The sequence below is a fragment of the Singulisphaera rosea genome, from assembly GCF_054877945.1.
The window spans coordinates 1-255 of sequence record NZ_JBTYIP020000173.1 but is presented as its reverse complement, the minus strand read 5'-3'; the positions used below and the strand labels follow the sequence as shown (position 1 = coordinate 255).

General features: G+C 63.1%; 1 protein-coding gene. It reads left to right on the top strand.

Annotated elements, in window-relative coordinates; translation table 11 throughout:
• Window positions 1–23: 23 nt before the first annotated feature.
• On the top strand, window positions 24–255 hold a 232-nt coding region (locus tag ACYOEI_RS41390), incomplete at its 3' end, for a hypothetical protein (RefSeq protein WP_462856512.1).

Here is a 255-nt window from a genome sequence, read left to right as displayed (position 1 = left end):
CGGTGTTTCGTCCCGAGGGTCAATTGAACGACCGAGTCTGGGCGGAGCAGCAGATCGCCTTGGCGCTCCCTTTGTTGTCGGGTCGTGAGTGGTCCAAGGTCCGAAACTACCTCCAGACCCCGGAGACGTTGACGTTCCTGGACCGCCTGCACCGTCAGTTGCAGGAAGCGGTCCCCGAAGTCGAACTGCGAACCGAGTTGGTGCGGTTGTGGTGGTTGCGCCGGCAGCGGCCGCGATCGAACAGCAAGGGTGACG